This is a genomic window from Blastococcus sp. CT_GayMR20 (genome assembly GCF_004570345.1).
Map to the genome: position 1 here is coordinate 76,289 of NZ_SPQM01000006.1, position 19,442 is coordinate 95,730.

At 72.6% G+C, this 19,442-nt stretch carries 24 protein-coding genes; 8 read left to right on the plus strand and 16 right to left on the minus strand.

Going from position 1 to position 19,442, the window contains the following annotated elements:
- Window positions 1-122: 122 nt before the first annotated feature.
- The gene (gene ybaK, locus E4P40_RS03040) at window positions 123-596 is read right to left on the minus strand and encodes a Cys-tRNA(Pro) deacylase (protein ID WP_135157145.1); all 474 of its coding nucleotides are present in this window, start codon (window positions 594-596) and stop codon (window positions 123-125) included.
- A gap of 210 nt (window positions 597-806) precedes the next feature.
- Here ybaK and E4P40_RS03045 point away from each other — a divergent pair, with 210 nt between their 5' ends.
- The 4 genes from E4P40_RS03045 to E4P40_RS03065 all read left to right on the plus strand — a co-directional run bounded on the left by E4P40_RS03045 (window position 807) and on the right by E4P40_RS03065 (window position 3,480).
- Window positions 807-1,493, plus strand: a complete 687-nt coding sequence (locus E4P40_RS03045) for a sigma-70 family RNA polymerase sigma factor (protein ID WP_135157143.1) — start codon at window positions 807-809, stop codon at window positions 1,491-1,493.
- A complete protein-coding gene (gene rsrA / locus E4P40_RS03050; protein WP_135157141.1) occupies window positions 1,490-1,834 on the plus strand; it encodes a mycothiol system anti-sigma-R factor in 345 nt (114 codons plus the stop codon). Before E4P40_RS03045 ends, rsrA begins: the two co-directional genes overlap by 4 nt.
- Window positions 1,835-2,159: 325 nt before the next feature.
- Complete coding sequence (locus E4P40_RS03060; protein ID WP_135157139.1) at window positions 2,160-3,203, plus strand: biotin carboxylase N-terminal domain-containing protein; 1,044 nt, start codon at window positions 2,160-2,162, stop codon at window positions 3,201-3,203.
- Between the two features lie 52 nt (window positions 3,204-3,255).
- Complete coding sequence (locus E4P40_RS03065; protein ID WP_135157137.1) at window positions 3,256-3,480, plus strand: biotin/lipoyl-binding carrier protein; 225 nt, start codon at window positions 3,256-3,258, stop codon at window positions 3,478-3,480.
- 13 nt (window positions 3,481-3,493) lie between these two features.
- On the opposite strand, the gene E4P40_RS03070 is transcribed toward E4P40_RS03065, so the two are convergent.
- The 3 genes from E4P40_RS03070 to E4P40_RS03080 form a co-directional block, all read right to left on the minus strand.
- Entirely contained in the window at window positions 3,494-4,147 is a 654-nt protein-coding gene (locus E4P40_RS03070) for a DUF4333 domain-containing protein (RefSeq protein ID WP_135157135.1), read from the minus strand.
- Between the two features lie 114 nt (window positions 4,148-4,261).
- Window positions 4,262-5,020 (minus strand): alpha/beta hydrolase, encoded by a 759-nt coding sequence (locus E4P40_RS03075; RefSeq protein ID WP_135157203.1) that lies wholly within the window; start codon window positions 5,018-5,020, stop codon window positions 4,262-4,264.
- 25 nt (window positions 5,021-5,045) lie between these two features.
- A complete protein-coding gene (locus E4P40_RS03080; RefSeq protein ID WP_135157133.1) occupies window positions 5,046-5,543 on the minus strand; it encodes a GNAT family N-acetyltransferase in 498 nt (165 codons plus the stop codon).
- 42 nt (window positions 5,544-5,585) lie between these two features.
- On the opposite strand from E4P40_RS03080, the gene E4P40_RS03085 reads away from it, so the two are divergent.
- A complete protein-coding gene (locus E4P40_RS03085) occupies window positions 5,586-7,064 on the plus strand; it encodes a sensor histidine kinase (protein WP_135157131.1) in 1,479 nt (492 codons plus the stop codon).
- A gap of 134 nt (window positions 7,065-7,198) precedes the next feature.
- Here the strand turns inward: E4P40_RS03085 and E4P40_RS03090 are convergent, their stop codons facing one another.
- Window positions 7,199-7,450, minus strand: coding sequence for a WhiB family transcriptional regulator (locus tag E4P40_RS03090; protein WP_135157129.1), 252 nt, complete (start codon window positions 7,448-7,450; stop codon window positions 7,199-7,201).
- A gap of 327 nt (window positions 7,451-7,777) precedes the next feature.
- Window positions 7,778-8,803, minus strand: a complete 1,026-nt coding sequence (locus E4P40_RS03095; RefSeq protein WP_135157128.1) for a diacylglycerol kinase family protein — start codon at window positions 8,801-8,803, stop codon at window positions 7,778-7,780.
- Window positions 8,804-8,887: 84 nt separating this feature from the next.
- Between E4P40_RS03095 and E4P40_RS03100 the strand changes: the two genes are divergently transcribed.
- On the plus strand, window positions 8,888-9,370 hold the full coding sequence (locus E4P40_RS03100; RefSeq protein ID WP_245160101.1) for a hypothetical protein: 483 nt from the start codon (window positions 8,888-8,890) through the stop codon (window positions 9,368-9,370).
- Here E4P40_RS03100 and E4P40_RS03105 read toward each other — a convergent pair.
- The 6 genes from E4P40_RS03105 to sodN all read right to left on the minus strand — a co-directional run bounded on the left by E4P40_RS03105 (window position 9,367) and on the right by sodN (window position 13,923).
- Window positions 9,367-10,149 (minus strand): HAD-IIA family hydrolase, encoded by a 783-nt coding sequence (locus tag E4P40_RS03105; RefSeq protein ID WP_135157126.1) that lies wholly within the window; start codon window positions 10,147-10,149, stop codon window positions 9,367-9,369. The two genes, E4P40_RS03100 and E4P40_RS03105, sit on opposite strands and share 4 nt — an antisense overlap.
- Complete coding sequence (locus E4P40_RS03110) at window positions 10,146-10,646, minus strand: GNAT family N-acetyltransferase (RefSeq protein WP_135157124.1); 501 nt, start codon at window positions 10,644-10,646, stop codon at window positions 10,146-10,148. Before E4P40_RS03110 ends, E4P40_RS03105 begins: the two co-directional genes overlap by 4 nt.
- Window positions 10,643-11,443, minus strand: a complete 801-nt coding sequence (gene pssA, locus E4P40_RS03115; RefSeq protein WP_245160100.1) for a CDP-diacylglycerol--serine O-phosphatidyltransferase — start codon at window positions 11,441-11,443, stop codon at window positions 10,643-10,645. Before pssA ends, E4P40_RS03110 begins: the two co-directional genes overlap by 4 nt.
- Window positions 11,444-11,454: 11 nt before the next feature.
- Complete coding sequence (locus tag E4P40_RS03120) at window positions 11,455-12,099, minus strand: phosphatidylserine decarboxylase (protein WP_135157122.1); 645 nt, start codon at window positions 12,097-12,099, stop codon at window positions 11,455-11,457.
- Between the two features lie 49 nt (window positions 12,100-12,148).
- A complete protein-coding gene (locus tag E4P40_RS03125) occupies window positions 12,149-13,399 on the minus strand; it encodes a PP2C family protein-serine/threonine phosphatase (RefSeq protein ID WP_135157120.1) in 1,251 nt (416 codons plus the stop codon).
- Window positions 13,400-13,518: 119 nt separating this feature from the next.
- Entirely contained in the window at window positions 13,519-13,923 is a 405-nt protein-coding gene (gene sodN, locus E4P40_RS03130) for a superoxide dismutase, Ni (RefSeq protein WP_135157118.1), read from the minus strand.
- 51 nt (window positions 13,924-13,974) lie between these two features.
- Here sodN and E4P40_RS03135 point away from each other — a divergent pair, with 51 nt between their 5' ends.
- Complete coding sequence (locus E4P40_RS03135) at window positions 13,975-14,340, plus strand: S26 family signal peptidase (RefSeq protein WP_245160099.1); 366 nt, start codon at window positions 13,975-13,977, stop codon at window positions 14,338-14,340.
- 12 nt (window positions 14,341-14,352) lie between these two features.
- Window positions 14,353-15,549: an NADP-dependent malic enzyme gene (locus tag E4P40_RS03140; RefSeq protein ID WP_135157116.1), complete on the plus strand. Its 1,197-nt coding sequence runs from the start codon at window positions 14,353-14,355 to the stop codon at window positions 15,547-15,549.
- 20 nt (window positions 15,550-15,569) lie between these two features.
- Here the strand turns inward: E4P40_RS03140 and E4P40_RS03145 are convergent, their stop codons facing one another.
- The 4 genes from E4P40_RS03145 to E4P40_RS03160 form a co-directional block, all read right to left on the minus strand.
- Entirely contained in the window at window positions 15,570-16,757 is a 1,188-nt protein-coding gene (locus E4P40_RS03145; protein WP_135157114.1) for an RtcB family protein, read from the minus strand.
- Window positions 16,758-16,798: 41 nt separating this feature from the next.
- A complete protein-coding gene (locus tag E4P40_RS03150; RefSeq protein ID WP_135157112.1) occupies window positions 16,799-17,512 on the minus strand; it encodes a metal-dependent hydrolase in 714 nt (237 codons plus the stop codon).
- 172 nt (window positions 17,513-17,684) lie between these two features.
- Complete coding sequence (locus E4P40_RS03155) at window positions 17,685-17,864, minus strand: DUF6104 family protein (protein ID WP_135157109.1); 180 nt, start codon at window positions 17,862-17,864, stop codon at window positions 17,685-17,687.
- Between the two features lies 1 nt (window position 17,865).
- Window positions 17,866-19,442, minus strand: a 1,577-nt coding sequence (locus E4P40_RS03160) for a multifunctional oxoglutarate decarboxylase/oxoglutarate dehydrogenase thiamine pyrophosphate-binding subunit/dihydrolipoyllysine-residue succinyltransferase subunit (RefSeq protein WP_135157107.1), incomplete at its 5' end; no start/stop codon positions are given.

A 19,442-nucleotide genomic window follows, 5' to 3' on the forward strand; every position in this document is an offset into this window, starting at 1 on the left:
ACATCCCCGGCGGCCCACGTGGGCCGTCACGAGACAGTCGGGCCGGCTCGCAGTCAGGGCGGTCGCCAGGACGCAGGAGCATGGGCGCTGAGGTCCAGTCCCCGATTCCCGAACGCCTGACCTCACCGGCCGATCGGTGCGGTGCGGGCCCTCGTCAGGCCCACCAGGTCCGCGGGTGGCAGCTCCACCTGGAGGCCGCGGCGGCCGGCGCTCACCATCACCGTGGCGAAGCCGAGTGCCGACTCGTCGACGACCGTGGCCAGCGCCTTCTTCTGGCCGAGCGGGCTGATGCCGCCGAGCACGTAGCCCGTCGTCCGTTCGGCGTCGGCGGGCTCGGCCATCACCGCCTTCCGGCCGCCGACCGCCGCGGCCAGGGCTTTGAGGTCCAGCGTGCCGCTCACCGGGACGACCGCGACGGTGAGGACGCCGTCGACGCGGGCCACCAGGGTCTTGAACACCTGGCGGGGATCGGCGCCGAGCGCGGCCACCGCCGCCTCGCCGTGCCCCTGGTCGGCGGGGTGCTCCGGGTCGTAGGGGTGCAGGGTGTGGGCCACCCGGGCCCGTTCGAGAACCCGCACCGCGGGGGTCGCCGCCACGGCGCCGCAGCGTAGCGGCGGTTCCGACCCGGCTCGCCGGTACCGGGAATGCCCGCCCTCCCGCCCGCCGTTGGACCGGCCGTGAGCAGCACCGTCTCCAGCGCCCGCCCGCGGGCCGCGCACCGGCGCCCCCCGGGCCGCCCCGATGCCGCGCGGCTAGGATCGATCGATGCGGCGCCCCGCATCCGGGGGCCCCAGAGAGGACGGTCGGTGCCTGAGCAGACCGCAGATCAGACCCCCGAGGACACGGCTCCGGTCGAGACGCCCGAAGCGCGGGCGGACGGCAGCCGAGCCGGGGAGGCGGAGACCCGCGCCGAGCGGGACGCCCGTTTCGAGCGCGACGCGCTGCCCTTCCTCGACCAGCTCTACCCGGCGGCGTTGCGGATGACCCGCAACCCGGCCGACGCCGAGGACCTCGTGCAGGAGACCTTCGTGAAGGCCTACTCGGCCTTCCACCAGTTCGCCGAGGGCACGAACCTCAAGGCGTGGCTGTACCGGATCCTGACCAACACCTACATCAACAGCTACCGCAAGAAGCAGCGGCAGCCGCAGCAGTACCCCACCGAGCAGGTGCAGGACTGGCAGCTGTACGCGGCGGAGGAGCACACCTCGAGCGGGCTGCGCTCCGCCGAGATCGAGGCGCTGGACCACCTGCCCGACTCCGACATCAAGGAGGCCCTCCAGCAGTTGCCGGAGGACTTCCGTCTGGCGGTGTACCTCGCGGACGTCGAGGGCTTCGCCTACAAGGAGATCGCCGAGATCATGGGCACGCCCATCGGCACGGTGATGTCCCGTCTGCACCGTGGTCGACGGGGACTGCAGAAGCTGTTGGCCGATTACGCCCGCGAGCGCGGCTTCGTCCGCGCCGGAGCCGGTGAGGGGGCGAGCCAGTCATGACCGACGACGTCCATGGCGCAGGCGAGCCGATCGAGATCCATTCGTGCGACGACGTCCTGTCGCACGTCTTCGAGTTCCTGGACCACGAGACCGGCGACGAGCGGCGCGCGCTCATCGCCGAGCATCTCGAGGACTGCTCCTCGTGCCTCCGGGAGTTCGGCATCGAGGCGGAGTTCAAGGCGCTGGTGCGCCGGCGCTGCGGGGGAGACGCACCCCCGGCCGGCCTGCGCGAGCGCATCAAGGTGCAGCTGACCAACGTGTCCTTCGAGGAGGACGGCACGCAGGTCAGCGTCCAGCGCGTCACCGCCGAGAGCGCCGGGGACCACCCCGCCCCCGCCTGATACGCACTAACGAAAGCGCCCCTCTCCGCAATCTGCGGCGAGGGGCGCTGTCTTTCGGGTCCTCTTTCAGGCGTTGGGCCGCTTGCCGTGATTGGCCTTGCTTCCCTTGCGGGAGCGACGCTTGCGTCCACGCTTGGACATCGCTGCCCTCCTCTCGCGGTGCTGGTGGGCCGGTCGACCCCTGTCCTCGCGGACCGGGACAGGGCGCACGTAGGGTGCGCGGCGTCGCCGGAGCCGCCAAGCTGGCTCGGTAAGCCTCTCACGAGGCGGGCCGGCTCACTGCACAGCGGTGGTTCCGGACGGGGGGTCGCAGGAGGGGGCGGGCGTGGCACAGCTGGGGATCGAGAGCGTGCTCGTGGCCGGCCGCGGACCGGCCGCGTGCGCGGTGATGTCCGCGTGCGCGCGGCTGGGTGTGAAGTCGGTCGCGGTGCACTCCGAGGCGGAGCGCTCGGCCTTGCACGTGCGGCTGGCCGATGACGCCGTGCTGCTCGGGCCGGCGCCGGCCAGCGAGTCCTATCTCGCCGTGGACCGCATCGTCGAGGCTGCCCGCCGCAGCGGGGTCAGCGCCGTCCTGCCGGTGCCGCCGGCGCTGGCCGGGAACGCCCGCCTGGCCGCCGCCGTCCTGGCGGCGGGGCTGACCTGGGTCGGTCCGGACGCCGACGTGCTGGAGCGGCTGGGGGGCGACGGCGTGGAGCCGGCCAGCGAGCGGGGTCTGCTGGCGTGGGTGACCGCCGACGGTCTCCGGTTCCCGACCTTCGTCTCGCGCGACCGGGCCGCCGGCATCGCACGGGTGTCCTGGACACCCGGGGACGGTGACCCGGCGGAGCTCCCCCGCAGCGCGAAGCGGCTGGTGGACGTCGGCTGGCGAGGCCTGGTCACCGTCGGCGTCTCCCCGGACGGCGAGCTCGCCGAGGTGGCCGCCGGCTTCTCTCTCGACATGGCCGTCCTGGAGCGGGCCCACGGCGTGGACGCGGTCGAGCTGGCGCTGCGCAGCGCCGGGGGACCCGCTGCGGTGGCGGCCGCACCTGCCGGACCGGCCGCACGCGCCGCGGTCGCCGTCCAGCTGCGGTCGACGCTGCCGCCGGGAACCGCGGGCCGGGTCACCGGGCGGCTGCCCGTCGGCCGCTCCGGAGGCCCGGGTGCCGAGGTCGTCTCGGTGCGCGGGTACGAACCGGGGGACCGGCTGGACGGCTGGTACGACGCCCTGCTGGCGACGGTCAGCGCCGCCGGTCCCGACATCGCGTCTGCCGCGCGGGCGGCGTCCGACGTGCTCTCCGCGCTGCCCGACACCGGGGTGCCGCACGACGGCGCCGACGTGTGTGCCGTCCTCGGCCGGCTGGCTGCCGGAAGAGCGGTCCCGACCGCCTGACCCCGTGCTTGGATGATCATGTCCGGAGACGGCAGGTCGGTGAGGAGGCCCGGTGGCGGTCGAGGAGATCCACGCGGAGATGGTGTCCAGCGTGTGGAAGGTCCTCGTCGAGCCGGGCACCGAGGTCGCGGCCGGCGACACGCTGGTCATCCTCGAGTCGATGAAGATGGAGATCCCCGTCCTCACCGAACGCGCCGGCACCGTGCAGGAGCTGCACGTGGTGGAGGGCGAGGTGCTCCAGGAGGGCGACCTCATCGCCACCGTCGCCGGTGGCTGAGGTCGCCCCTCCGTCAGAGCACCTCGTAGGAGACCTCGCCGCTCTCGTCCACGGTCGCGGTCACCTCGATGCTGTCCGAGGCGTCCCCGGCGTTGACCACGGTGCAGGGGATGGGCGTCCCGACGCCGTCCACGAGGACGGAGTGCCCGTCGGCGTCGCACGTGCTCTCGACCTCCACGCCGGAGACCTCGCCCAGCTGCTCGTCCAGCGACGCCTCGACCGTGGCGATGTCGACGAAGGTGTTGTCGCCGTCGATCTCGACGTTGCCCCGGTCGTCGGTCTGCGTGACGGTGAAGGTGATCGGCTGGTCCTCCAGCGACGCCGAGCAGGCGAACGAGCCCCCAGCGTCGGCCTCGATGTCGGCCGGGCAGGAGACGTCGGTCGGCGCGACGCCGGCCTGGTCCTGCGTCAGCTGGGCGATCTGGCGCTCGGCCTCGGCGGTGTCCAGGGTCTTGCTGCCGAACAGCAGGAGCGCGCCGACGACGAGCCCGCCGAGCACCACGACGGCGGCGACGACGGCGCCGACGATCACGCCGGTGCGCCTGCGCCGGGGCGGCGCAGATGGCTGGCCGGAGCCGGCAGCCGCGGGGCCGTAGGGGGCGTACGACGGGGCGTACGGCGGCGTCGGCTGGCCGGAGGGCGGGGTCGGGTACGTCTGCTGGGTCATGGCGATTCTCCTCGTCGGGTGGGCCTGGGAGGACCATGACCCGGGGCGCTTTCGGTGGACTTGGCACGCACTAGAGGCCCACTTGAACCGCCCGGATACCGGCACCGGGCGGGCTCAGACCTCAGGCATCGGTGCGTCGAGGAAGGTGCGGACGACGTCCAGGACGAGCTCGGTCCGCGCGAGGCCGTTGAAGTGGGTGGTGCCGGCGAACACCGCCAGCTGCGAGGCCGGCACCCCGGTGAAGTCGCCGTTCACGTCACCGCCGCGCAGCTGCAGGAAGCGGACGGCGTGGTCGAGCGTGATCGCGTCGCAGTCGCCCAGCGTGATCAACGTCGGGGCGGGAATGCCCTGGATGTCCGCGTCCGACCGGCCGGCGAACCCCTCGTCGCACGTCCCCAGCTTGTCGAGCAGGACCTGCAGCCGGTCGGGGTGCGGCGACTTGGCCCGGTATGCCGGCTCCATCGGCGTACCGGCGATCATCTCGACAGTCAGCTCCGGCACAGCGGTCTTGTTCTCGGGGCGGTCGCCGTCCGGGTGGAACGAGGCCGACGACACGATCAGCTTCCGGACCAGCTCCGGCTGCCCGATGGCCAGGTGCAGGGCCGTCGCCCCGCCGACGCTGAACCCGAAGACGTCTGCCCGAGCGACGTCCAGGTGCCCCAGCAGGCCGACGACATCGGACGCCAGATCCGCACTGCGCAGCGGCCGGTCGACGTCGTTGGTCCGCCGGTGCCCCTGGAGGTCGGCGGCGATCACCTGGCGGTCGGCGGTCAGCCCGGGCAGGACCTGGCCGAACTGCTGATCGATGTCGAAGAGCCCGCCGTGCAGCAGGAGCAGGGGCGTCCCGCCGGAGCCGTGCACCTCGTGGTACATCTTCAACGCCGTCCGGCGTCCCCTCCTACAGCTCGCGCGCGTAGACGAGCAGGTCGATGGCGGGCTCGGGCGACCAGTCCCGCTCGGGCAGCCGCGTGAAGCCCATCCGCCGGTAGAGCCGCTGGGCAGCGGTCATCCGCGGGTCGGTCGAGAGCACCATCCGGCGCTTGCCGGCGGCGCGCGCCCGCTCGAGACAGGTGCGGACCAGCAGCTCGCCGACGCCACGCCCCTGCGCCGACGGGTCGACCACCAGCATCCGGAACGCCGACTCGTCCTCGGAGGCGGTCACGTTGCCGAAGTCGCCGTCCAGGACCAGCGCGACGCTGCCCACGATGCGACCGGAGTCCCGGACCACGAGCAGCTCCGAGCGGTCGGCGCGGCCGGCGACGTCGGCCAGCTCGACGCCGTACCCGGGGGAGGCGAGACCGCCGTCCACGTAGACCCGCACCGTCAGCTCGGCGATCGCGTCGTAGTCCTCCGGTCGGGCCGGCTCGACGGACGGGGAGGCGAGGGGCTCGGCCACGCGGAGAGCGTATGCGGCGGCCGCCTTAGGCTCGGAACCATCATGAGCAGCCTCTCGGACCGCCTCACCCGCGGCTCGGCGTCCAGCCCGTCCCAGGTCGAGCACGCCCGCCGCCTGGTCGCCGACTGGCAGCTGCTCGCCGATCTCGCCTTCGCCGACCTGACGCTGTGGGTGCCGCTCCCGACGGGGAGCTGGTGGTGCGTCGCGCAGGTCCGGCCCCTGACCGCGCCGACCAGCCGTCCGGAGGACCTGGTGGGCACCGAGGTCGACGGGGTCGTGGCCGAGCCGTTCGTGGTCGCGCACAGCGAGGGCCGGCCGGTGACCGAGGGCGAACCCGACTGGTCGGGCGTAGCCCCGCGGCGGCGCGAGGTGATCCCCGTGCGCCACGACGGCGTCCCGGTGGCCGTCCTGGCCAAGGACACCAACCTGGCCGTCACCCGGTCGCCGTCCACCCTGGAGCTGACCTACCTGGACATCGCCGCCGACCTCTGCCTGATGGTCTCGTCGGGCAGCTTCCCGCCCCAGAAGCTGCAGGACGCGGAGGTCAGTCCCCGCGTGGGTGACGGCCTGGTCCGCCTGAACAGCCACGGCCGCGCGACCTACGCCAGCCCCAACGCGCTGTCGGCCTACCGGCGGATCGGCGTGGCCGGCGACGTCGTCGGCGCCGACCTCGCGGAGCTGACCCGGGGCGCCTCGGCCGACCGCGTGGCCGGGGAGGCCGTGGCGGCCGGCATCGCCGCAGCTGTCGCCGGCCGGTTCCCCGATCCGATGGACGTCGAGGGCGCCACCGCCACGATGCTGCTGCGCGCGCTGCCGCTGCGGCCTCCCGGCTCCGAGCCCGGCGCGCTGGTGCTGGTCCGCGACGTGACCGACGTCCGGCTGCGGGACCGCGCGCTGCTCACCAAGGACGCCACCATCCGCGAGATCCACCACCGCGTGAAGAACAACCTGCAGACGGTCGCGGCGCTGCTCCGCCTGCAGGCCCGCCGGATGACCGAACCGGCCGCCCGAGCGGCGCTGGAGGAGTCGGTGCGCCGGGTGGCGTCCATCGCCGTGGTCCACGAGACGCTCGCCGGCAGTCGGGAGGACGTCGTGGTCGTGGACGACGTCCTGGACCAGGTCTTGCCCATGCTGGGGGACCTGACGTCCGTCGGGCCGGCCGCGCACACGCGGCGCACCGGCTCCTTCGGCGAGCTCCCGGCCGCCGCGGCGACGCCGCTGGTGCTGGCGATCACCGAGCTGCTGCACAACGCCGCCGAGCACGCCTTCGAGGGGGTCCCGGGTTCGATCGAGCTGATCGCGGAGCGGACCGGCGACGACCTCGTCGTCCGGGTGCGGGACAACGGCCGCGGGCTGCCCGAGGGCTTCGACCCGGCCGGCAGCGACGGGCTGGGCCTGCAGATCGTGCGCACCCTCGTCACCAGCGAGCTCGGCGGCACCCTCGCGATGGGCACTCCTACCGACCAGCCGGGCACGGAGGCGGTGCTGAGGCTCCCCGGGGTCGGCCTGCCGCGGAGGTGAGCAGTGTGCGCTGATGGGCAGTTCCAGCGGCCAGAACTGCCCATCCGCGCACATCGTCGCCACACACAGCCGAGGCCGGCCCGGGGGATCCCGGACCGGCCTCGTGGCGGTTCGTCGTGCGGTCGTGCTCCGGATCAGGCGGTGCGCACCCGGGTACGAGCCTGACGGCGCTTCAGCGCACGCCGCTCGTCCTCGGAGAGCCCACCCCAGACCCCGGAGTCCTGGCCCGAGCGCAGTGCCCAGTCCAGGCACGACGACACGACCGGGCAGCGCTGGCACACGGCCTTGGCCTGCTCGATCTGGACGATCGCCGGGCCGGTCGTCCCGATCGGGAAGAACAGCTCGGGGTCCTCGTCCCGGCAGAGCGCGCGGTGGCGCCAGTCCATGGCTTCGTACTCCTCGGTGTCGTTTACGGTTGCTATCTCAGTCGCCGGCCTCGGACCGCAGTGCAGGGCCGACACCGGTTGCCCAGCGCTTTGGCTCAGCGACTTCGAGCGTTGTCCTCACCGGCGAAGTTTTGTTACCGGCAAGTTGCGTTCACGTGCGATGTTTTCACGACGAGGACGCCTGTCAAGCAGATCGAGGCCGTCGTTCGACCCCTCGTGAGCAAGCTCACCACGGGCGTGCTAGGCCCGCCACTCGACGGAACCACACACCGGTGCGGGACGTTGACAACCGTACTGCGACGTGCGTGAGAGCCCCAGCGGGATTTCTCAGGCGACGACGCGCAGAGCGGCGGGAACGTGCGTCAGCCGCAGTCCTGTCGCGGTGCCGAGATGGTCGCCGTCCACCTGCCAGCCCTGCGGACGGGAGGCGGTGAGCGACAGCTCCTCCAGGTCGTGCCACCGGTGCACGCCGCGCCCGCGGGCGTCGGGTTCCCGCGCCAGGGTCTGGCGGAGCGTGTGCAGCATCCGGAGCGGACCCATGCGGCCCATCGCGAAGACGTCGAGGCCGCTGTCGAACGAGGCCTCGGGGGACGGGTTGACCGGTCGCGCGCCGAGATAGGTCCACGGGCTGACGTTGGAGACCAGGCAGAGGAACAGCCCCTCCAGCGGCGGCTGACCCGGCAGCTGGAGCGTCATGGCCGGCCGCCGGCGTTCCCGCCCCACCAGGAAGGCGCTGGTCGCCTCCCGGACGTAGAGGGCGCCGGTGGAACGGCGGCCCCGCGCCCGCTGCGCCTCGACGCGCGCGATGACCTCGGCGTCGAAGCCCAGGCCGGCGGCGAAGACGAACCAGCGCGGCGGCGTCCAGTCGTCGTCGTGCCGGGCGGCGTCGGCGTCGGCGTCGGCGGCTGCCGTCGCCGGGTCGCCGCCCTCGACCGGTGCGGCGCTGCAGCCCGAGGCGCTCGCGGTGCCGAGGGAGACCAGGCGGGTCCGGCCGGCGCGCAGCGAGTCCAGGATCTCCGCGGTCGCCTCGATCGGGTCGCGGGAGCGGCCGATCGCGCGGGAGAAGACGTTCGTCGACCCGCCCGGCACGACGGCGAGCATGGGCAGGTGCGGGGCGGGGCCCTTGTCGAGGATCCCGTTCACGACCTCGTTCACGGTGCCGTCGCCGCCGACGGACACCAGCAGGTCGATGCCCTCGGCCGCCGCCTGGGCGGCGAGCTCCCGCGCGTGGCCGCGGTGGTTGGTCTGGACGACGTCGAGCTTGAGCTCGCTGGCGAGAGCGCCGACGAGCACGTTCCGCATCTTCTCCGTCGTGGTGGTGGCCGCAGGGTTGACCACCACGAGCGCGCGCATGGACGCCAGGCTAACCAGCCGCGACGCTTTTCCCCGGGAGGAAGGGCGCAGGAGCAGCGTCCGTGCCCGCGTAATCTCGCCGTCGTGACGGAGCAGAGCGGTGCAGCGCCGCAGCCGCCCCGCAGGGCGCTGGACCGGTTGCTCGGTGCCGCGGCCGAGCCGCCGGCACCCCGGCCCGAGCGGTCGCGCCCCGAGGCGCCGCGCGCCCTGAAGTGGGCGGCCGCGGTCGTCGGCCTGGAGGCGGCGCTCATCGCGATCGGCGCGCTGGTGCTGCTCTGGCTGACCGTGACCAGCTCGGCGGACAGTGTCTCCCGCGCGCTCGCGGAGGTGGTGATCGTCGCCGGCGGTGCCGCGGCCCTCGCGGTGGCCGCGACCGGGCTGTGGCGCGTGGCGAGCTGGGCTCGCGGCCCGGTCGTCGTCCTCCAGCTGCTCCTGGCCGCGCTGGCCTACACGACCGCGTTCGAGGCGGAGCAGCCCGCGATCGGGTTGCCCGTCCTCCTCCTGGTGGCCGCCGAGCTCTACCTGCTCGCCACGCCCGAAGCTCGCCTGGCCTACCTGGAGCGTTAGACCAGATCGATGACGTCTGCGATCGAGTCGAGGATCCGGCTCGGGCGGAACGGGAACCGGCTGACGTCGGCCGCGGCCGTGGAACCCGACAGCACCAGCACGGTCTCCAGGCCGGCCTCGATGCCGGCCACCACGTCGGTGTCCATGCGGTCGCCCACCATGATCGTGGACTCCGAGTGCGCCTCGATGCGGTTCATGGCGCTGCGGAACATCATCGGGTTCGGCTTGCCGACGAAGTAGGGCTCCGCGCCGGTCGCCCGGGTGATCATCGCCGCGACCGAGCCGGTCGCCGGCAGCGGACCCTCCGGCGACGGGCCGGTGACGTCCGGGTTCGTGGCGATGAATCGGGCGCCGCGCCCGATCAGCCGGATCGCCCGGGTGATGGCCTCGAACGAGTACGTGCGGGTCTCCCCGAGGACGACGTAGTCGGGGTCGGTGTCGGTGAGCGTGTAGCCGACCTCGTGGAGCGCGGTGGTCATCCCCGCCTCACCGATGACGTAGGCGGAACCGGCCGGCAGCTGCGTGGCCAGGAAGTCCGCCGTCGCCAGCGCCGACGTCCAGATCGACTCCTCGGGCACCTGCAGGCCGGCCCGGACCAGCCGGGCGGAGAGGTCGCGCGGCGTGAAGATCGAGTTGTTGGTCAGCACCAGGAACCGGCGCTGCTTCTCGACCAGCCGCTCCAGGAACTCCGCGGCGCCGGGCAGCGCCTTCTCCTCGTGGACGAGGACGCCGTCCATGTCGGTCAGCCAGCACTCGGGCGGCGTGCGCTCGGTGGTCATGGGGTCCTCCGGTCGTCGGCGAACGTGCTGAGGGCCTCGTCGGTGAGGCGGAAGACGGTCCAGTCGTCCATCGGGACGGCGCCGGCCGCCTTGTAGAAGTCGATCGAGGGCGCGTTCCAGTCCAGGACCGACCACTCGAGGCGGGAGTACCCCCGCTCGACGCAGACGGCGGCGAGGGTGCGCAGCAGCTCCCTGCCCAGACCGGTGCCGCGGTGGCCGGGTGACACGTAGAGGTCCTCGAGGTAGATGCCGTGGGTGCCGCGCCAGGTGGAGAAGTTGAGGAACCACAGCGCGATCCCCACGACCTCGCCGGGGTGCACCCCGTCGTCAGCTGTTGCCACGTGCCCGAACAGGGCGGGGGAGTCGCCGAACAGCACGGCGGTCAGCTGCTCCTCGGTGAGCCGCACCTCGTGCAGCGCCCGCTCGTAGTCGGCGAGCTCGCGGACGAGCCCCACGACGGCCGGGACGTCGTCCGGACGGACCGGTCGCACCGTCATGAGAGCACCTCCTTGAGCCGGTCCGGCAGCAGCCGGCCCAGCGGCGACACGATCGGGACCAGCACCGGCGCCAGCAGGTAGCCGTAGGCCAGGGCGATGCCGGTCCACACCGGATCGATCACGAGGCCGATGACGATCACGAGGGCGGCCGCGATCAACCCGTACGGCCGGCTGCTCTTGGGACTGACCAGCGACCGGAACGACCGGAAGCGGATGTTGGTGACCATCAGCAGCGCCGGGACGACGACGACCAGCAGCACCCACAGGCGGTCGCGGCCCTGCATCTGGTCGCCGAACGCGAACACCGACGCGATGACCACGCCGGCCGCCCCCGGACTGGGCATGCCGATGAAGTACCGCTTGTCGGCCGTGGGATCGATGGTGGTGTTGAAGCGGGCCAGCCGGATCGCGGCGCAGGCGACCCAGATGAAGCAGGCCACCCAGCCGAGCGGGTCCCACTCGTCGCGGCCCTGCGAGAACACCGTGAAAGCCAGCAGCGCCGGCGCGAGACCGAAGGAGACCAGGTCGGCCAGCGAGTCGAACTGCAGGCCGAACGGGGTGACGGCGCCGACCAGGCGCGCGACCGCGCCGTCGGTGATGTCGAAGACCACCGACAGGCCGATCAGGACGGCGGCGAGATCGTGGTCACCCCGGATCGACACCAGGATCGCGAAGAACCCGCAGAACATGTTGCCGAGCGTGAACAGGCTGGGCAGCGTCGCCAGAGCGCGGCGCCGGGTGCCGCGGACGGAACCGCGGACGAACTCGACGGTCGCCCCGCGCCGGGTGGGTGGCACGCGCGACCTCCTCAGCCGGCCGCGGGCCAGCGGGCGATGACGGTCTCGCCACCGCGCACGCGCTGCCCCTCGGTCACGGTGATCGTGCACTCCGGCGGCACGAAGACGTCCATCCGGGAGCCGAACTTCATGAGGCCCATCCGCTCGCCGGTCGCCAGGCGCCGGCCCGGCCCGGTGCGGGTCACGATCCGCCGGGCCAGGACGCCGACGATCTGCCGGAAGACCACGGTGCGGTCGCCCTCGCGCAGCCACAGCTCGCTGCGCTCGTTCCGGTGCGCCGACTCCTTGCGGTAGGCGGCCAGGAAGCTGCCCTTGCGGTAGGAGCTCTCCACGACCTCGCCGCGGTAGGGCGACCGGTTGACGTGCACGTCGACGACGGAGAGGAAGACGCTGACCTGCTGCCAGTCGCCCTCGGGCGCCACGTCGGGCTGCGGTTCGCCGGCGACCATGACGACGCCGTCGGCCGGGGAGAGCACCTCGTCGGGGTCGGGCGGCACGGCGTCACAGCGGCGGTCGGGGTCACGGAAGAACAGGGCCATGTAGGCGGAGAGCCCGAGAAAGGGCCACGCGGCCCACCGTCGTCCGGCCGCGAGAGCGAGAGCCGCAGGGGCCAGGGGTCCGGTGATGAAAGGCCACCCGGCCCGGTCGATGCGCATGGTGGCCAAACGTTACCGGCCGGGTCCCGGGCGGCTCCGGACGTCCGGCTCAGACGGGCGCGGAGGCGCGGTCGGGGTCGGCGCCCTGCTCGCTGTTGCGCCCTCGCGGGGGCCCGCCGTACCAGTCGAGGCAGACCATCGTGGCGTCGTCCTGCAGGTCGCCGCCGGTGGCCCGGAGGATGGCCGACCCGAGCTCCTGCACGACCTCCCGGGGGTGCAGGTCGGCGCTGGCGGCCAGCGTGGCGGCGACGTCGAGGTTGACGGCGTTGCGCTCCTGCATGCCGTCGGTGAGCAGCACGATCCGGTCACCGGGCTCCAGCGGGAACTCCTGGACGTCGAAGCCCTTGCCGGGGACGACCCCGAACGGCGGTTCGATGCCCAGCTCGACCTCCTCGACCTTCCCGTCGCGCAGCCGCAGCGGGAACGGGTGACCGGCGTTGACGATCGTTGCGGTGCCGGTGTGCAGGTCGACCCGCATGAGCTGGCCGGTGACGAACTGCCCGGCAGGCGCGTTCTCGGCGAGGGAGTCGTTGGCGTACATCGCCTGCTTGCCGAGGTCGAGGCCCTTGCGGCGCCCGTTGCGCAGGCTGCCGACCAACAGCGTCGCCAGCAGGGCCGCCGACACCTGGTGACCGACCGCGTCGGTGATCGACACCTGGAGGGAGTCGCGGTCCAGGGTGTAGTCGAAGGTGTCCCCGCCCACCGAGCTCGCCGGCTCCAACCAGCCGGCGAGGGTGAACTGTCCCGCCTCGCACGTGTAGGAGGCCGGCAGCAGCCGGCGCTGGATCTCGGCCGCCAGCGCGAAGGGCGTCGAGCGCTGGCCCCACTCGAAGACGTCGGTGTGCCGGCGGGCGGCGATGACGACGTAGGCCAGGGCGTGCGCCGCGCTCCCGATGTCGGAGATCTCCTGGGGGGAGGGGTGGCGCGGCAGCGTCAGCTCGAGCAGCCCGATCGCGTCCCCGCGGTCGGTGACCGGGACCAGCATCCGGGCGAAGCCGTCGTCGAGCGGCCGCACGTCGGCCCCCTGGGTGCGCAGCACGCGCTCGTACAGCGTGCCGGGCAGGGGCAGGGTCTCCGCCTGCTCGATGCCGTGGCTCCGGGCGCCCTCCACCCGGTCCGTCGACGTCAGCCGGACGACGGCCCGTCCGGTGAAGTCGGTGATGAGGAGGCTGACCTCCCGGGCGTCGACCATCTCGCCGAGCGAGGCGGCGACTGCCTCGACGGAGTCGATGGGGGCCGCGGCCTCGACCTTCTCCAGGAGCGCGCCGACGTCGATCATGTAACCCTCCGAGCCGCGCATGCGGCGAACCCTAGGCGCAGCGGAAGGATCGACGCGGTCGTCGCGCCCGCAGAGAAGACGACGCTGCCGGACCGCCCGTGTATGGGTGGCCCGGCAGCGACGGGGAGAAACGTGAGAAATCAGGCAGCGGCCTTGGTCTCCCAGAAGATCTTGTCGATCTCGGCGATGTAGTCGAGGAGCTTCTGGCCCTCGGCCGGGTCCATGCTGCCCTTGCCGCCGGCGGCGCCGGCCTGCTTGGTGGCCTTGTTGAACAGCTCGTGCAGCTGGGGGTACTTCTCGAAGTGCGGCGGCTTGAAGTAGTCGGTCCACAGCACCCACAGGTGGTGCTTGACCAGGTCCGAGCGCTGCTCCTTGATCAGGACCGCGCGCTGACGGAAGACCGGGTCCTCGTTGCCCTGGTACTTCTCCTGGATGGCCTTGACGGACTCCGCCTCGATGCGGGCCTGGGCCGGGTCGTACACGCCGCAGGGGAGGTCGCAGTGAGCGGTGGCCTCCACGGCGGAGAACATGCGGGTGAAACGCATGGACGTGCCTCCGGATGTCGTGGGGTTGGGTCGTCTGCGACCCTACTCGCGGTGATCGACAGCGACAGCGCGGGAGAAGCCGTTCCCGGACCCGGCAGCGCCTGGACCATGGCGCGGATCACCGGCCCGTCGATGTCCCCGACCGTCCGCCACGGCGACCGGCTGCTGGTGCGCCGTGTCCGGTCGGCAGCGGCCGTCCGGCCGGGGGACGTCGTCCTCGCTCGGTTCCCCGCTCGCCCCGACCTGCTGGTCGTGAAGCGGGTCCTCCGGCCGGTGCCGGGCGGCCACTGGGTCGAGGGGGACAACTCCTTCGCCACCGAGGACAGCCGGTCCTTCGGCGCCGCAGTGGTCGTCGGACGCGTCGTCTGCCGGCTCTGGCCCCGCCCGGGCAGGCTGCCGCAGGGGCCACCCCATTAGGCTCCCGTGTCCATGAGCGGCAGTCCGGGTTCAGGGCACGACCAGCAGCCCGATCGCTTCGCCGACGATCCCGCGTTCGCGGTGCACGAGGGCGGCAAGCTGTCGGTCACGCCGACCCGCTCGATCGACTCGATCGCCGACCTCGCGCTGACCTACACCCCGGGCGTCGCCCGCGTCTCCAGCGCCATCGCCGCCGAGCCCGAGCTGGCCCACCGCTTCACCTGGGCGCCCCGCGTCGTCGCCGTCGTCTCCGACGGCACGGCCGTGCTGGGTCTGGGCAACATCGGCCCGGTCGCCTCCCTGCCGGTCATGGAGGGCAAGGCCTGCCTGTTCAAGGAGTTCGGCGGACTCGACGCCGTCCCCATCGTGCTGAGCAGCACCGACGTCGACACGATCGTCGAGACCGTCGCCGCGATCGCGCCGTCCTTCGGCGGGATCAACCTGGAGGACATCAGCGCTCCGCGCTGCTTCGAGATCGAGGCCCGGCTGCGCGAGCGGTTGTCCATCCCCGTCATGCACGACGACCAGCACGGGACGGCGATCGTCGTCCTGGCGGCGCTGCGCAACGCGGCGAAGGTCGTCGGCCGCGAGCTCGGCGACCTCCGGGTGGTGGTCGCCGGAGCGGGTGCGGCGGGCGTCGCCTGCACGAAGATCCTGCTCGGGGCCGGCATCGGCGACATCTCGGTGGCGGACTCGCAGGGCGTGCTGCACGCCGGCCGGGAGGGCCTGACGCCGATCAAGCAGTGGCTCGTCGAGAACACCAACCGGTCGGGGTACGCCGGCACCATGATCGGTGCTCTCGCAGGCGCCGATGTCTATCTGGGGCTGTCGGGCGGTTCGGTCCCCGAGTCGGCGATCGCGTCGATGGCCCCGAACTGCATCGTCTTCTCCCTCGCCAACCCCACGCCCGAGGTGGATCCGGAGATGGCGGCCCGCTACGCCGCCGTCGTCGCCACCGGCCGCAGCGACCTCGCGAACCAGATCAACAACGTCCTCGCCTTCCCCGGGATCTTCCGCGGCGCCATCGACGCCGGCGCCACCGCGATCACCGAGGAGATGAAGCTCGCCGCCGCGTCGGCGATCGCCGGCGTCGTCGGGGACGAGGTGCGGGCGGACTACGTCGTGCCCAGCCCCATGGACGACCGCGTGGCCCGGGCCGTCGCCGACGCCGTCGCCACGTGCGCGCGGGAGCAGGGCATCGCGCGCTGACCTCGGCGGCGGTCGGTGCACTAATCGCCCTTCACGTTGACCAGCTGGCGCAGGGTGTGCCGCACCTCCACGAGATCCTTCGCGTCCTCCATGACGACGTCCACGGGCTTGTAGGCAGCAGGGATCTCGTCCAGGAAGGCGTCGCTGTGCCGCCACTCGATGCCCTGCATCGACTCCTCGAGCTGGGCGCGGGTGAAGGTCCGCCGCGCCTGGTTCCGCGAGTACGCCCGCCCGGCGCCGTGGGGCGAGGAGTTCAGCGACAGCGGGTTGCCCAGGCCGGCGACGACGTAGCTCGCCGTCCCCATGGAACCCGGGATCAGGCCCGGCTGCCCCTTCCTCGCCTCGATCGCGCCCTTGCGCGACACCCAGAGGTCGACGCCGTCGTGGGTCTCCCGCTGGGTGAAGTTGTGGTGGCAGTTCGTGACCTCGAGGCGAGGGGTCTCGTCCGCGCGCATGTGGACGGCGAGGCAGCCGGCCACCCGGTCCATCATCTCCTCGCGGTTGAGCAGGGCGAAGTGCTGCGCCCACCGCAGCTCGGCGATGTACCGGTCGAACTCCGGCGTCCCCTCCTCGAGCCAGGCGAGGTCACGGTCGGGCAGGTCCAGCCGCTCGCGCTCGGCCCGCTTGCGGGCGATCGCGATGTGCCGCATGGCGATCTTGTTGCCCACGCCCCGGCTGCCGGAGTGCAGGAACAGCCAGACCCTGTCCTGCTCGTCGGCGGTGACCTCGATGAAGTGGTTCCCCGAGCCGAGGCTGCCCAGCTGGAGCTGCCAGTTCGGGGTCGCCCCGGTGACCGCGGGCAGCACGTGGTCGCCCAGCTCGGCGGCGAGCTCCTCCAGCTCCGCGGCCCGGCGCTTCGCCGACTCGGTCAGCCTCTTGTTGTACTTGCCGGCCGACAACGGGACGGCGCGCTCGATGTCGCCCCGCAGCGGCGCGAGCGAGCCCCGGGCGCGGACCTCCTCGACCGTCCACGGGGTGCGGACGGCGATCATGCCGCAGCCGATGTCGACGCCGACAGCTGCCGGGATGATCGCGCGTCTGGTCGGCAGCACCGAGCCGACCGTCGCCCCCTTGCCCAGGTGCGCGTCGGGCATGAGGGCGACGTGGGGTGCGATGATCGCCAGGGAGGCGGTGTTCTCGGCCTGCCGCCGGGTGACGTCGTCGAGGATGCTGGCCCAGTTCAGCAGTTTGTCGGAGAGGCGTTCCACCGCCCGATTCTGCGGGCCGTGCGACGCGCTGGCGACCGGATTCAGCCGAGGCTGAGGATCCGGTCGACCAGGGGGTCGAGGGCCGTGCGGGCCTCGGTGTTGAGGTAGACGAAGACCGCGATCGCCACGATGAAGGCGGGCACCAGCACCGCCTTCTCCAGCACCGTGCCGGTCCGCATGGGCGAGAACTTCAATCGGGTGCGCCGGACCAGCCACAGCACCGGCAACGGGATGCCTGCGTTGGTAAGGGCGTCGCCGGCGATGTGGGTGAGCACGCCCAGAGCCACGGCCCACGGCAGCCATGCCGGTTGCGGGCTGTGCTCGAGGAGCCACCAGGCCCCTGCCCACGACAGCGCGACGTTGCCGATGATCGTCGTCTCCGTGTTGCCAGGGATGACGAAGTGCAGTGCGTGGAGCGCCAGGCCGATCGCCAGGGCCATCAGCAGCAGGCTCGCCCAGTAGGTGTCCGCGGCGAGCATCGCCAGGCCGCCGAACGCCAGCGGGGCGAGCACCGCGTCGTGAGTGCCCCATCGGTGTCCGCCGGTGACCTTGCCGACCAGCCCGGACGGGACGTCGGTGACCGGACCCCACATGTCCGAGACGGTGGAGCCCCGGTGGTCGAGGTCGGGGAGCATCGCGAACCCGCCGGCGGCCGCGACCCAGGCGACCTGCGCGACGGTGCCCTGGATGGGTGCCCACGGCAGCGTCGCCGCGCCCGCGGCGAGGCCGGAGAGGGCATGCGAGTGACCGAGCACGGTCAGAGGGTGACGTCCCTGCGGCGCCAAGCCCGGTAGGCGCGCCCGGGAGCCGCCCTGCGAGGGCGGAGCGCAGCGACGGGCCCGGAAGGTCCTCACCGCGACCCGCGGCAGGGCTCAGCTCAGCCGGGGGACGGCACCTGGCCGCGGTGCGATCCGGAGGATCGCAGTGTCATTCGTCCGGGTCGGCGCCGCCGCGGGCGAGCCAGGTGGCCAGCCGCTCGACGGGCACCTCGAAGTCGGGGAACTGGTCCACGAACGCCTGCATCTGGTCGGCCAGCCAGGCGAGGGTCACCTGCTCCTCGCCCCTCCGGTCGGCCAGCTCCTCCAGCCCGCGATCGGTGAAGTACACGTCAGTCCGCGAAGGCCTCTGCGACGAGCTGGCGCTGCTCGACGTCGTGCACCTTCGCCGAACCCACGGCCGGGCTGGCCGAGGCCCGCCGGCTGACCCGGCGGAACGTCCGGCCCTCCGGCAGGTGCTCGGGCAGGTTGACGGCCATGAACTGCCAGGCGCCCATGTTCATGGGCTCCTCCTGGACCCAGACCACGTCGGTCGCGTTCGGGTACCGCTCCAGCTCCGCCCGGATCTGCTCGGCCGGCAGCGGGTACAGCTGCTCGACCCGCACGACGGCGACGTCCGCGGTGCCGTCGGACTCCCGCTGCGCCATCAGGTCGTAGGCGACCTTGCCGCTGCAGAGCAGCACCCGCCGCAACGCGGCGTCGTCCAGGGGCTCGCCGCCGACACCGCTGTCGGGCAGGACCGGACGGAAGCCCTGCTCCGTGAAGTCCTCGACCGCGCTGACGGCGGCCTTGGCCCGCAGCAGCGACTTCGGCGTGAACACCACCAGCGGGCGGTGCACGTCCGACAGCGCCTGACGGCGGAGGAGGTGGAAGTAGTTGCCCGGCGTCGTGCAGTTGGCGACGGTCATGTTGTTCTCCGCCGACAGCTGCAGGAACCGCTCGATCCGGCCGCTGGAGTGGTCCGGGCCCTGGCCCTCGAGGCCGTGCGGCAGCAGCATCACCACGCCGGAGCGCTGGCCCCACTTGGCCTCGCCGGAGCTGATGAACTCGTCGATGACCATCTGGGCGCCGTCGACGAAGTCACCGAACTGCGCCTCCCAGAGGACGAGCGCCTTCTGGTTGGCGACCGAGTAGCCGTACTCGAAGCCCAGCGCGGCGTACTCCGACAGCAGGGAGTCGTAGACGAAGAACTTGGCCTGGTCCTCGGTGAGATTGGCCAGCGGCGTGTACTCCGCACCGGTCTCCCGGTCGATGAGCACCGAGTGGCGCTGCACGAACGTGCCGCGGCGGGAGTCCTGCCCGGCGAGCCGGACCGGCACCCCCTCCATGAGCAGCGACCCGAACGCGAGCAGCTCGCCCATCGCCCAGTCGATGCCGCCCTCGCTGGCCATCGCCGCGCGCCGCTCCAGCATCTTCTGCAGCTTCGGGTGCGGGGTGAAGTCCGGCGGGAAGGAGACGTGCGCGTCGCCGATGGTCTTGAGGACCTCCGGCGTGATCGCCGTCTTCACCTGCGACTCCTGCGCCGTGCGCGGGTCCATCACGGGCTCGGGCTTGGACGTCTCCTGCGCGTCGTGCGTCTCGGCGAAGGCCCGCTCGAGCTGACCGCGGTAGTCCTTGAGGGCCTCCTCGGCCTCGGCCAGCGTGATGTCCCCGCGGCCCACGAGCGCCTCGGTGTACAGCTTCCGGACCGAGCGCTTGCGGTCGATGATGTCGTACATCAGCGGCTGGGTCATCGACGGGTCGTCGCCCTCGTTGTGCCCGCGGCGGCGGTAGCAGACCAGATCCACGACGACGTCCTTCTTGAACGCCTGGCGGTACTCGACCGCGAGCCGCGCCACGCGGACGCAGGCCTCGGGGTCGTCGCCGTTCACGTGGAAGACCGGCGCCCCGATCATGCGGGCGACGTCGG

Coding starts and splice junctions, on each gene's coding strand:
- E4P40_RS03085 (WP_135157131.1), top strand. CDS start 5,586: ATGAGCAGCCTCTCGGACCGCCTCACCCGCGGCTCGGCGTCCAGCCCG.
- E4P40_RS03120 (WP_135157122.1), bottom strand. CDS start 12,099: ATGCGCATCGACCGGGCCGGGTGGCCTTTCATCACCGGACCCCTGGCC.
- E4P40_RS03075 (WP_135157203.1), bottom strand. CDS start 5,020: ATGTACCACGAGGTGCACGGCTCCGGCGGGACGCCCCTGCTCCTGCTG.
- E4P40_RS03140 (WP_135157116.1), top strand. CDS start 14,353: ATGAGCGGCAGTCCGGGTTCAGGGCACGACCAGCAGCCCGATCGCTTC.
- sodN (WP_135157118.1), bottom strand. CDS start 13,923: ATGCGTTTCACCCGCATGTTCTCCGCCGTGGAGGCCACCGCTCACTGC.
- E4P40_RS03125 (WP_135157120.1), bottom strand. CDS start 13,399: ATGCGCGGCTCGGAGGGTTACATGATCGACGTCGGCGCGCTCCTGGAG.
- rsrA (WP_135157141.1), top strand. CDS start 1,490: ATGACCGACGACGTCCATGGCGCAGGCGAGCCGATCGAGATCCATTCG.
- E4P40_RS03110 (WP_135157124.1), bottom strand. CDS start 10,646: ATGACGGTGCGACCGGTCCGTCCGGACGACGTCCCGGCCGTCGTGGGG.
- E4P40_RS03070 (WP_135157135.1), bottom strand. CDS start 4,147: ATGACCCAGCAGACGTACCCGACCCCGCCCTCCGGCCAGCCGACGCCG.
- E4P40_RS03090 (WP_135157129.1), bottom strand. CDS start 7,450: ATGGACTGGCGCCACCGCGCGCTCTGCCGGGACGAGGACCCCGAGCTG.
- E4P40_RS03105 (WP_135157126.1), bottom strand. CDS start 10,149: ATGACCACCGAGCGCACGCCGCCCGAGTGCTGGCTGACCGACATGGAC.
- E4P40_RS03095 (WP_135157128.1), bottom strand. CDS start 8,803: ATGCGCGCGCTCGTGGTGGTCAACCCTGCGGCCACCACCACGACGGAG.